This is a genomic window from Starkeya sp. ORNL1 (assembly GCF_012971745.1).
Classification (GTDB): domain Bacteria; phylum Pseudomonadota; class Alphaproteobacteria; order Rhizobiales; family Xanthobacteraceae; genus Ancylobacter.
Map to the genome: position 1 here is coordinate 1,779,544 of NZ_CP048834.1, position 11,751 is coordinate 1,791,294.

Here is an 11,751-nt window from a genome sequence, read left to right on the forward strand (position 1 = left end):
GTGGTGCGTCGTCGCTGGTCGGTGGGTGGTGCGGGCGCGGGGCCTCCTCCCCTCTCCCGCGTGCGGGGGAGGGTGGCGCGCGAAGCGCGTCGGGAGGGGGAATAGACCGGGTGCAGGCGGCGAAGCCCCTTCCCAACCCTCCCCCGCAAGCGGGAGAGGGAGAAGGGGCGCCGCTAGATCACGCCGTCATCCCGGACGGCCGCAGGCCGATCCGGGATCGCGCGAAGGTGTTGCGCAGGACTTCACGCGATCCCGGCTCCACGCTGCGCGCAGCCTGCCCGCGGGCTTGCCGAAGGCAAGACCCGTGGGGTCGGGATGACGAATGCCAGGTGAGGAAAGAAGAAGAGAAAAAACGCGTCGCTCTGCTTCAGCATCCTTCGAGGCCGCCTGCGGCGGCACCTCAGGATGAGGTCGTCTATTTCGAGTCAGGCTCCGAGGGTGCCGCGAGGCTGCGTCGACGGGTATTCAAGCCGGGCGCCATCAGGCCACCCATAAGCACCGGTCAAGACTCGGGACTTTTGTCGGGACACCACGCTCCGCGCCCGAGCGCATGCCCTTTTGCGGTCCGGCAAACAGAGCCCGCCGGCTGCCCTCACCCATGCGCGAGGTCTGCGGTCGTCAGCTTCACCGGTTTGGGATTGCCCGGGTTCAGGATGAAACGCTCATCGCCGCGAAGGAAGGATAGGAGGAAATGGAGCTTTATGATGAAACGTTGCTTTCGATCTACGGGATGGCCCGCGTCCTCAGGAACACCAGATAGCGCGGATCCTCGGCCGCGGAGATCTCCGCCGGCGAGCGCATAGACCCGGATGAGTTCGCTGGCCGCCGGATCGAGCTCGCCGCCGTCGAACAGCACTTGCCCGTAACGAAGCCGCGGGAAAGCATTGCCAATGGCACCCGCGACCAGCCCTAGAGGTTACCGGCCTTCGCAACCTTCCAGATTGCTTCAAACTCTTCGGCCGACGTCGCAACAGGTTCGAATTCTGGGTCTGACGCAATCTCTTCAAGCGAGGGCACCGGCACCAATCCAAGATCTGTATTGCCGGACTGCACTTTGCCGTCAGCGAAATCCATCCGCCCGTCGGCATACACTTCCACTTTCCTGATTTCCCAGTGTTTCGCATCCAGTTCGCTAAAAAGCAAAATTGGGAATTCCGGCGAATTATGTATCCATTTAGCCTTGATGTATCTCATTTGCCCGGCACCTTACCGCTCCTGAGAATTCGTCGAGTCAAGTCGAGAGGCTTCTCATTCCGTATCACATAGACTCCTGGACATCCGTTGATTGGGCCCAAGTCGATAGCGTCTATCTCGATGTAGCGCGTGAAACGGCCGGCGAGGTTTCGAAGACGGAGCTATGCGCGGCGTACGGGATCAGTCGTTCAGTCGCGGAGTTCGTGTCAGGCGTCATCCCGCGTCATGGGGTGACTTTGTGCCTGATTGTTATTCCCAGTTCGCCCGCTGCCGCGGAGGCCTGTTTCAGAAAATCTTCACCCACGCCCGGGAGCGGGAACTTGGCTATAATGTCGATGCATAATTGCCGCCCAACAGCGATAGGGTAGTTTTCATATACCTGTCCAGATTCTACAAATCCGAAATATACATTTATTTTTTCTTGTAATGTGACGAGATGCATCCATTCATCGGTCCAATCCCACCCATCGAAGATCATAAGGAGCACGACATCGTCGCTAGGGCTCAAACCCAAGGCGTCGATGACTTCAAAATTGTCAATGGTCATCTCGACATATCCCTGATGACTTTTACCGCCGTAGCTGGAAATGCGATTCCCCGATCATATGGGGGCTTAGCGTTGGTCTTGAACGTTCCCCCATATACCTCAAGCTCGGGAAAACCGTCTTTCTGCCGCGGCGTGAACGGTGCTGTACGAGATGATTTGAACTCAAATATCTTAATCGCATTCGTCGTCGGGTGTGTGCCCACAGCGTCAAGACGAAGCGTCACGCGCAAAGGACCATTTTATTGAACGGTAACTTGCCGCTGAGTATGGATGGCCTCTTCAGGGGAGATTTTCGCAAATGCGTCTGCTTCAAAAGCCTCCCCGACAGTTCTGTTTTGCGCAAGTTGCCACCTCTTTCTTTTTAGCGCACCGTCTAGGTCTTCTCCGATCCGTAACTCTACTTTGATTTTCGCATTTTCTGGCCGCTTGGCCGGCATAAGCCTGGGATTAAGGGCTTTCGCGCCGTGTTGTGTGGGCGGGGCAAACTGCCTATCCCACGCCTCCGCCGCTACCCTTCCGCCGCTCGGCGTACGCCCAACCTGGGCCACCCCGCCACGCGCCAGCGCGCCTGCCCCAGCGACGCCGCCGATCAGCCCGCCGACCACCTCCGCCGTCGGCTTCCAGGCTTCCGGCACCAGCTCGCGTGCCGCCTTGCCGGTGGTGCCGGCGGCGGCGCCGATCGCCATGTCGCGGCCGGCCTCGCGCACGCTGTTGATGCGCCCGAAAGCGGCCTGGCCGCGCGGGCCGAGCTGCCGGCCGGCCATCGCCGCCCCGCCGCGCACCATCGTTGCCGGCGCCACCGCATAGGCCGCGCCCTCGCCGACCCCGCGGGCGATCCTCTCCGCCAGGGTGACGGCCGCGACGCTTTCCGGATCGGGAATGCCGAGATAGGTGCCGCCCCGCGCCAGCGAGCGCGAGCCGAGGAACGGATCCTCGATGTGGGGCAGGTCCGCTCCGGCGAAATTGGCGAGAGAGATGCCGCCATTGAGCGCCCAGGTCATGGCGTCGACCGGGGCGCCCAGCGTGCCGTAGACGCCTTGGGCGAGACCCGCCGCCGCGTTCATCATCACGCCGTCGCCCTCTGCGGGCTCGAACTCGCCGGGCTGGCGCTGTGCGGTGGCGCCGAAGCCATCGACACGCTCGGTGGATTGCGGCCCCACCATCGGCTTGGGGACGGTCAGGCTCGTGTAGTCGGCCGGCGGTTCCAGAGGGGTCAGCGGAGGTGGCGGCGGGTCGTACCGCCGCGTGGCCAGCACCGTCTTCGGCTCGGGCAGATTGACGCCGATCGAGGGGAGGAACCGGCCGGGCGGGGCCGGCTGCGGCAGCCGTGCCACCGCCTCGAGCAGCGAGGGCAGGAACTGGCCGAACGGGGTGGTCGAGCGCGGCGGGGCGGAGGGGACCGGGGCGGTCAGCCCGTCATAGTCCTCGCCGGGATCATAGCCGCCGCTGAGTGGATCGCTGCGCGGGAAATAGAGTGGATCGTCGCGCCAGCCGCCCCAGTCGGGCGGCGGCGAATTCTTGAACTGCGCCATTGGCAATGTCCTTGGGAAACAAGGACCGGCGCACGCGCGCGCACTCCGCCGTCAGCGACCGGGGAGCCGGGCGTCGTCGCTGGTCGGGGGGTGGTGCGGGAGCGGGGCTTCCTCCCCTCTCCCGCTTGCGGGGGAGGGTGGCGCGCGAAGCGCGTCGGGAGGGGGAATGGACCGGGTGCAGGCGGTGAGGCCCCCTCCCCAACCCTCCCCCGCAAGCGGGAGAGGGAGAAGGGGCGCCGCTAGATCACGCCGTCATCCCGGACCCCTCGGGCTTGCCAAAGGCAAGACCCGTGGGGCCGGGATGACGAATGGTGGAAGTGAAAAGAAGAAGAAGAAGAAGAAGAAGAGAAAAAACGCGTCGCTCTGCTTCAGCATTCTTCGAGGCTGCCTCGCGGCACCTCAGGATGAAGTTGCTTTCATAGATGAACCTCATCCTGAGGTGCGAGCGCCAGCGAGCCTCGAAGGATGCTCAAGCCGAGCGCCATCGGGGCGCTCATCACGGGGCCTTCGAGGCTCATTTGACGACCGGTCACCTCGATGGTCCCTCTGGTCGCCATAATCGATCCTGCGCTGTGGCACAACGCGATACGGGTCATGTCATCAACACGTCCCGCGGCCGCGGATCAACGCCAATCGGTCTTCCCTCGCCGCCACGGCGCCGAGGGCGCCTCCCGCCATGCGTGCCAGCCTTCGGGAAGATCGGCCAGTTCACCGATGCTGTTGTCCAGATCGAAAATTTCCTTCAGGCCGACGATGGATGCGTCCTCCTCGCGGGCGTCCCCAGGCCCGAGGAACTGCCAGCAACCATCATCGTCATCGTGGGACACATAGGCGATCCACTCCTCACCCTTCATGATCTGGCGGTGAGTAATGACGGCGACGTTCGGTGGGTCCAAGAATTTCCAACTCATCCACGTCTCATCGCCAGATCAATTGCGGCGCATGAGCGCCGGCCGGCCACTGCCGAGCCGTCCCGCCGACCTCAGCCATGTGCGTAGGCATGGGCAAGGTCTGCGGTCGTCAGCTTCAACGGCTCGGGATCGCCGGGGTTCAGGATGAAAAGCTCATCGCCGCGAAGGAAGGAAAGGAGGAAATCGAGCTTTATGATTAGGCCCTGTTTTTCGAAGCCACTCCCCAGGGCCTGCCTCTTGAATTCGGCCTCATCCGAGAAGATCGGGATGACCTTCTCCCCATCTATGATGAAATCCTGCAGGCGAATGAAATGTGACTGCTCATCCTCCCACCCGCCGATAACGACCACTTCTTCCTGCATTGGCGCCACCCTTTCTGATGGGACAAACTAGAATTCATACCGAAAATAATTCTCGACCTCGGAGCAGGCGCCCAGCACATCATCGTTTTCGCACCACTCGCCGAGCCACATCCCCATGCCAAATCCGGTGCCCGGTTGGACCTCGCCCCGTGACACCCGGCCGAGCCGGCCCTCGACGACCGACTGCCTGTATCCCCTCAGATTTGTGATGAGCAGTTGGTAATATTCCAATTGCCAGGAGTCGCGATCCGGCCGCACCTGAGCCCGCGCTTCCTCCGCCATCTTTATCGCGACATCAAAGCGGCGGAGGAACTCTACAAGATTATCGTCCACTTGAGGCGTCATGGCATCCGTCTTTGTACAATCTTCCATTTCAGATCGAAGTACTTTAAGCGGTACTGCGAAGCACCACCTTGATACTTGACGTCATTTTTTGCTGTTTGGGGGTGCGGCTTCTCCGATGATTGCCGTGATCCTCGTCCCCTTTGGGATGGTGGCATGACTTACCATAATGAAATTCTGTAGGCGGATGGAGTGAGAATTCTCGTTCTCCCATCCGCCGATCACCGCGACTTCATCGATCATCGATGCCCCACTGGCTCTCTCTTCGCTTTTGGGCCCTAAGTTCCTCCAGTAAGTAAGTCAATGCGTCGGACTCGGTCGCAAAATGACGCGCACTCGTCTCGAGTCCGCGCTCGCTGTAATACACTCTCCAATCATAACCGCTTTGCGCCAGGACGAAGCACTCATCTCCAACATTGTCCAGATTGAATGTATCCAGGCGGACGCTTTCCGCACGAACGGCATGCAGAAATTCTTCCCTCGTCATGGCCCGACCCTCTTGATAAAGCCTTGTGCAAGCCCGTTGACCACGTTGAACGAGGATTCATATTGAGTTCCTTGGCCGAATTGGCCGAACCAAGGCGCAGCCTTCCCCGACTGGACTTCGAACGGGCGGATTACTTCGTAAACATTATAAGGCTTCGTCGTTGCAATCCAGGGAGGCAAGCTGCGCATCCAATAGGGAGTGCCTTGGGGTGCAAAGAACGTCCCGGTGTCTTCGCCATAACGATCGATGCGGGTACCGACGTCCAGTCTCTCGGTGACGGGTGTCTCCAGAAATCCCCGGTTGGGCGGCCAATAGGTTTGTAGCGCTGTTCCCGTCCGCGTGCCTATTACAGGCGAGCTGGATGGATCGGGAATGTGGGTGCTATGGCCCTGGATGGGCCTCGCATCCGCTGCCGGTCGGCGCGCCGCGGCGTCCGCCGCCGCTCGGCCGCTGGTGATCGCAGACCCGCCACGCGCCAGCGCGCCTGCCCCAGCGACGCCGCCGATCAGCCCGCCGACCACCTCCGCCGTCGGCTTCCAGGCTTCCGGCACCAGCTCGCGTGCCGCCTTGCCGGTGGTGCCGGCGGCGGCGCCGATCGCCATGTCGCGGCCGGCCTCGCGCACGCTGTTGATGCGCCCGAAAGCGGCCTGGCCGCGCGGGCCGAGCTGCCGGCCGGCCATCGCCGCCCCGCCGCGCACCATCGTTGCCGGCGCCACCGCATAGGCCGCGCCCTCGCCGACCCCGCGGGCGATCCTCTCCGCCAGGGTGACGGCCGCGACGCTTTCCGGATCGGGAATGCCGAGATAGGTGCCGCCCCGCGCCAGCGAGCGCGAGCCGAGGAACGGATCCTCGATGTGGGGCAGGTCCGCTCCGGCGAAATTGGCGAGAGAGATGCCGCCATTGAGCGCCCAGGTCATGGCGTCGACCGGGGCGCCCAGCGTGCCGTAGACGCCTTGGGCGAGACCCGCCGCCGCGTTCATCATCACGCCGTCGCCCTCTGCGGGCTCGAACTCGCCGGGCTGGCGCTGTGCGGTGGCGCCGAAGCCATCGACACGCTCGGTGGATTGCGGCCCCACCATCGGCTTGGGGACGGTCAGGCTCGTGTAGTCGGCCGGCGGTTCCAGAGGGGTCAGCGGAGGTGGCGGCGGGTCGTACCGCCGCGTGGCCAGCACGCTCTGCGGCGGCGGCAGATGCACGCCGATCGAGGCGAGGAACTGGCCCGGCGGCGCCGGCTGCGGCAGCCGCGCCACCGCCTCGAACAGCGAAGGCAGGAACTGGCCGAATGGGGTGGTCGAGCGCGGCGGGGCGGAGGGGACCGGGGCGGTCAGCCCGTCATAGTCCTCGCCGGGGTCATAGCCGCCGCTCAGCGGATCGCTGCGCGGGTAATAGAGTGGATCGTCACGCCAGCCGCTCCAGTCGGGCGGCGGCGCTGGTCGGGGGGTGAGACGGGGATGGCGCCTATGGGCGCGTTGATCCAATCATGCCGTCATCCCGGACGGCCGCAGGCCGATCCGGGATCGCGCGAAGGTGATGCGCGGATTTCACGCGATCCCGGCCCTACGCTGCGCTTCGGCCGGGATGACGATTGGTGGGGGAAGAAAGAAGAAGACGAAACGGAAGAAGATGAAGAGAAAAGGCGCGCCGCTCTGCGTCATTATCCTTCGAGGCCGCCTTTGGCCGGCACCCCCGCGGTTGGCCATCGGCCAACCGCCAGCGATGAGATTGCCTTCATAGAGCGTTGTCGGCACAGGAATATTGGCTTACCCCGACACCGTCCTTATCGAAGGAACGCCGCGGCAAGGGCCGCCCGATCACCGGGTAGGCCCCGTATACTTCATTCAATCAACCGCCTGCCCAACTTCCCATGATCCGGATTGCGCGAGCACTTCGACATAATCGTCCTGGCCCAGGATCAGGAAGTGCTGAAGCCCCATCGCCCGCTCGCCGAGTTGCCGCAGCCAAGGCTACTTCTCGACCACATAGACCCCCGGGTCGGGAGATATCCCGTGGTCCAGCCAGAATTGCCTGCGCCTTCTGACATTGTCGACCGTGTCTTCCCCGGGCTGGAGAGCGCCCTGCACGGCAGACCAGTCATAGTCATCTTCCGGAATGACCTCGCCATCTGAGAACCGGGGGGTTGTTCGAGAGTACAGGCCGCCGACGAAATTGATACGGACCAGATGATAGGGATGTTCGTCAGGTTCCTGCAGTAATTCGAAGGGCGGTGCCTCCTCGACGATTTGCGGCATTTCGCCGAATGCCGACCGCCGCCGGTCCACCAGCTTGAAATAGGCGACGAAGGTGACGGAGCGCCGCCTGCCATCGGGCGCGGTCTGCATTCGCAAAGACGGCATCGACGTCGCCACCATCCATGGCACGCTGAGCGGCAGCAATCTTGGCTTATCGTCGCTCATCTGTCGGATTTCTTCAGATAAAATACGAGACAGATCTTCACGTGGGACCCCCATCGTGCTTGCAGCATGTGCTTGAGATCGGACACGGCGTGCGGTTCGATCATCAGTTGCGTATCGTAAACCGGATTGACCATTACGCCATATTGCCGGGGCGAGATGCAGGAAGAACTCTCGCCCCGCGACCTTGAGGACATCTTCATACAACCAGGCAATTGCCGCGCCAGGCTCGGGACGATTCGGGGCGGTGAAGGTCATAGCAAACGGAATACCTTCATATTGAATGACAAGCGGCCGGAACATCGGGCCACCCGGCATCGCCTCGTTCCTGCTGGCAACGAACAGATCGGAGTCCGCAAGCGCCGTCAGCAGCGCATCAATGGTCACGACGTCCCGCCGCGCCGCCACGCTCGACATCATTCCGGGGTTCGAAAGCAGCGAGCGTCATGCCAGATCCTCCAGGCGCAGCTCGGGATAGCGCTCGAGGGCAGCCTCAGGGCTTGTGATCCCACCTATACGCGTCTCTATATCCCACAACGTTCCGCATATGGTGCATCGCTTGAGCTCACTCCAATAGTAATCAGACGTCGCAATCACCTCAAATCTTTCGAGGCACGCACCGTAGAGACGGTCCTCGCAATATTTGCAGGGCTTCCTATTGGCATCCGGAGTCATTTACCAAGCTCTCTTTATAACCGGCGCCATCTCGCGGGCGGCGCTGCCGGTGCCGCCCGCCGCGCGCCATGGCATAGGTGCCATCTGGACGTCCGTTGATATTTCGAGGTCGATAGATTGATCTTGGCATAGAGTGTGAAACGATCCGGCGAATGCTATCAACACAATCGGTGAGTCACAGTCATATTTAACTGAGCGGCAACTTTCGATGCCCTCTCTAGGAATGCTAGCCCGATATCGGGAATTGGATATTTACATAAGACGTCGATGCGCAAATATCGACCGTTAGCGGCTGGATATTCTTCATATATCCTGCCCGATTCCACGAACTCAAAATATAAATTCAACTTATCTTGTAATGCATTAAGATGTATCCATTCGTCACTCCAGTCCCAGGCGTCGATAATGGCAAGAAATATCGTACCGTTACGCGCATCGGTACCCACCGCGTCAATCACCTCGAGGTTGTCCAAACTCATCGCGTAACCTTCCTGATAATGTTCACCGCCGTGGGTGGAATGATGGTTCCGCCGACGTATGGCGCCTTTCCCTTGCCCACGACAACCCCGCCATATGCTTCCAGCTCTGGATAGACCCGCCTCTGGTTGTAGGTTAGTCGCGCTGTACTGGACGCCTTCATTTCTGTCAGTTTGATTTTACCCGTTGCTGCATCCCTCCCCACAGCGTCAAGCCTGACGGGCAAGCCCGAAGGGCCACTGGACTTAAAGGTAATTTGCCGTCGAACCTCTATACCGAGCTTCTGCAGATCGTTAGCGAAAACATCCGCCTCGAAGGCGTCTCCAGCAGCCTTGTTTTTGATAATCTGAGGAACGTTCCTCTCTGCAGCACCGGTGGCTTGCGCGCTACCCAGGCGGGCTGCCTCAAACGCACGCAATTCCGCGTCGGGCAACGTCGGAATTTTGATGCCGGTTTTGTAAGCCTGCGCCGGGCTTTCGCCCGCGACAGGCAGAGCTGCCATGCGCGTGGCATCTCCCACCGTCCGACCGCCGGTGGGCGGGGCAGCAAAGTCACGGATCGTGCGTCCCGCCCGCGCCAGCGCTCCCGGCGCCGTCGCCCCCGCAGCGGCCAGCCCACCGATGAGCCCGCCGACCACCTGCGCGGTTGGCTTCCAGGCTTCCGGCACCACCTCGCCGGCGGCGTTGCCGGTGCCGCCCGCCGCGGCGCCGATCACCGCCTCGCGGCCGAGTTCGCGGGCGCTATTGGCGCGGCCGAACGCGGCCTGCGCCCACCAGGGCAATTCGCGCGCCGCCAGCACCGCCCCGCCGCGCACCATGGCCGCAGGCGCCACCATATAGGCGGCGCCCTCGCCGACGCTGCGGGCGATCCTCTCCGCCGGGGTGACGGCAGCGACGCTTTCCGGGTCGGGAATGCCGAGATACGTGCCGCCCCGCGCCAGCGAGTGCGAGCCGAGGAACGGGTCCTCGATGTATCCGAGGTCCGCACCGCTGGCGTAATTGACGCCGTCGATGCTGCGGTTCATCACCCAGGTCATGGCGTCGACCGGGGCGCCCAGCGTGCCGTAGACGCCTTGGGCGAGACCCGCCGCCGCGTTCATCATCACGCCGTCGCCCTCTGCGGGCTCCAACTCGCCGGGCTGGCGCTGTGCGGTGGCGCCGAAGCCATCGACACGCTCGGTGGATTGCGGCCCCACCATCGGCTTGGGGACGGCCAGGCTCGTGTAGTCGGCCGGCGGTTCCAGAGGGGTCAGCGGAGGTGGCGGCGGGTCGTACCGCCGCGTGGCCAGCACCGTCTTCGGCTCGGGCAGATTGACGCCGATCGAGGGGAGGAACCGGCCGGGCGGCGCCGGCTGCGGCGCGTTCTGGCCGAACAGCGCGGGGTCGAATAGGCGGCGCAGGAACTGGCCCGGCGGCGCCGGCGGCGGCGGCGCGTATTGGCCGAACAGAGCCGGGTCGAACAACTCCTGGAAATAGGTGCCCGGCCGGCCGCCGCTGAGCGGATCGTTCGGTGGATAATAGAGGGCGTCACCGCCCCAGCCGCCCCAGTCGGGCGGCGGCGAATTCCTGAACTGCGCCATTGGCAATGTCCTTGGGAAACAAGGACCGGCGAACGCGCGCGCACTCCGCCGTCAGCGACGGGGGAGCGGGGCGTCGTCGCTGGTCGGGGGTGGTGCGGGAGCGGAGTGAATCGGCACCGGGCGCCGGCGCGCGTTGGTGCAAACACGCCGTCATGGCCGGCAAAGGCGACCTGTGGTCGCCGTCTCTTGAGAGACGCCGAGGCTGCCGCCTCGGCTGGGCCGGCCATCCACGGTTGTTCCATGTGGCAAGGGCGTGGATGCCCGGGACAAGCCCGGGCATGACGACCTGCTTGAATGGCGAAGCGGCTAGATCACGCCGTCATCCCGGACAGCCGCAGGCCGATCCAGGATCGCGCGAAGGTGTTGCGCAGGACTTCACGCGATCCCGGCTCTACGCTGCGCGGAGCCTGCCTCGGGCTTGCCAAAGGCAAGACCCGTGGGGCCGGGATGACGATTGGTGGGTGAGGAAAGAAGAAGAGAAAAAGCGCGCTGCTCTGCTTCAGCATCCTTCGATGCCGCTTCGCGGTGCCTCAGGATGAGGTTGCTTTCATGGGTGAACCTCATCCTGAGGCGCGAGCGCCAGCGAGCCTCGAAGGATCCTGAAACGGGACGCGCCCGTCACATCCCACATCAGTCGGGGCGCCGCCGGCCCCGCCGCGGGCCGCGGCCGGGTCGGCGGCGCCGGCGCAACAGGCGCACCCATCACCCGCAACATCACCCCGTCCGCGCTAGTTCGGCCCGCACCTTCTGCGCCTGCGCCAAACGCCGCATCGCGGCGCTCTGGCGTTCCTGCGCCCCGCCATAGGTCTCTACTCCCGACGCAGCGAGCGATTTCGAGCTTCTGAAGCCGCACGGGCCTATTCCGGCATGGGTGTCACTCGGTGAGCTATGATTATATCCAACTGCAGCGCAACCGCCGCAACCTGTTCGAGAAACCTGATTCCGATATCTGGCATCGGCAGCATGGCGAAAATATCGATACGCAACTTTCGGCCAACTGCCGCCGGATACTCCTCGTAAATCTGCCCCGACTCCACGAAGCCGAGATAAGCGTTTATCTTATCCTGCAGAACATTGAGATGTTCCCATTCGTCGCTCCAATCCCATCCATCGAATATTACAAGCATTATTGTGCCATCGTGAGCGTCTGTCGCGACAGCGTCAATAACCTGCAGATCATCCACGCTCATCGGGTCATATCCCTCAGAATCTCAACGGTTGTTGGTGGAACCAA

General features: G+C 62.9%; 13 protein-coding genes. All 13 read right to left on the reverse strand.

Features of this window, described 5'->3' with window-relative positions; all coding sequences use genetic code 11:
* Positions 1 to 592 precede the first annotated feature (592 nt).
* The 13 genes from G3545_RS08670 to G3545_RS08730 all read right to left on the reverse strand — a co-directional run bounded on the left by G3545_RS08670 (position 593) and on the right by G3545_RS08730 (position 11,707).
* Positions 593 to 856: a hypothetical protein gene (locus tag G3545_RS08670; protein WP_170011659.1), complete on the reverse strand. Its 264-nt coding sequence runs from the start codon at positions 854 to 856 to the stop codon at positions 593 to 595.
* 53 nt (positions 857 to 909) lie between these two features.
* Entirely contained in the window at positions 910 to 1,194 is a 285-nt protein-coding gene (locus G3545_RS08675; protein ID WP_170011661.1) for a hypothetical protein, read from the reverse strand.
* 223 nt (positions 1,195 to 1,417) lie between these two features.
* Positions 1,418 to 1,741 (reverse strand): DUF6572 domain-containing protein, encoded by a 324-nt coding sequence (locus G3545_RS08680; protein ID WP_170011663.1) that lies wholly within the window; start codon positions 1,739 to 1,741, stop codon positions 1,418 to 1,420.
* Positions 1,742 to 1,980: 239 nt separating this feature from the next.
* The gene (locus G3545_RS08685) at positions 1,981 to 3,273 is read right to left on the reverse strand and encodes a hypothetical protein (protein ID WP_170011665.1); all 1,293 of its coding nucleotides are present in this window, start codon (positions 3,271 to 3,273) and stop codon (positions 1,981 to 1,983) included.
* A gap of 623 nt (positions 3,274 to 3,896) precedes the next feature.
* On the reverse strand, positions 3,897 to 4,184 hold the full coding sequence (locus G3545_RS08690; RefSeq protein WP_170011667.1) for a hypothetical protein: 288 nt from the start codon (positions 4,182 to 4,184) through the stop codon (positions 3,897 to 3,899).
* A 71-nt stretch (positions 4,185 to 4,255) separates the two neighbouring features.
* A complete protein-coding gene (locus G3545_RS08695) occupies positions 4,256 to 4,546 on the reverse strand; it encodes an SseB family protein (RefSeq protein WP_170011669.1) in 291 nt (96 codons plus the stop codon).
* 27 nt (positions 4,547 to 4,573) lie between these two features.
* Positions 4,574 to 4,879: a hypothetical protein gene (locus G3545_RS08700; RefSeq protein WP_170011671.1), complete on the reverse strand. Its 306-nt coding sequence runs from the start codon at positions 4,877 to 4,879 to the stop codon at positions 4,574 to 4,576.
* A gap of 241 nt (positions 4,880 to 5,120) precedes the next feature.
* Entirely contained in the window at positions 5,121 to 5,375 is a 255-nt protein-coding gene (locus G3545_RS08705) for a hypothetical protein (protein WP_170008850.1), read from the reverse strand.
* The gene (locus G3545_RS08710) at positions 5,372 to 6,853 is read right to left on the reverse strand and encodes a TNT domain-containing protein (protein ID WP_170011673.1); all 1,482 of its coding nucleotides are present in this window, start codon (positions 6,851 to 6,853) and stop codon (positions 5,372 to 5,374) included. Before G3545_RS08710 ends, G3545_RS08705 begins: the two co-directional genes overlap by 4 nt.
* A 486-nt stretch (positions 6,854 to 7,339) precedes the next feature.
* Positions 7,340 to 8,206: a hypothetical protein gene (locus G3545_RS08715; protein ID WP_170011675.1), complete on the reverse strand. Its 867-nt coding sequence runs from the start codon at positions 8,204 to 8,206 to the stop codon at positions 7,340 to 7,342.
* A 413-nt stretch (positions 8,207 to 8,619) separates the two neighbouring features.
* The gene (locus G3545_RS08720) at positions 8,620 to 8,940 is read right to left on the reverse strand and encodes a DUF6572 domain-containing protein (protein ID WP_170011677.1); all 321 of its coding nucleotides are present in this window, start codon (positions 8,938 to 8,940) and stop codon (positions 8,620 to 8,622) included.
* A complete protein-coding gene (locus G3545_RS08725; protein WP_170011679.1) occupies positions 8,937 to 10,517 on the reverse strand; it encodes a hypothetical protein in 1,581 nt (526 codons plus the stop codon). Before G3545_RS08725 ends, G3545_RS08720 begins: the two co-directional genes overlap by 4 nt.
* 857 nt (positions 10,518 to 11,374) lie before the next feature.
* Positions 11,375 to 11,707, reverse strand: coding sequence for a DUF6572 domain-containing protein (locus G3545_RS08730; protein WP_170011681.1), 333 nt, complete (start codon positions 11,705 to 11,707; stop codon positions 11,375 to 11,377).
* Positions 11,708 to 11,751 lie beyond the last annotated feature (44 nt).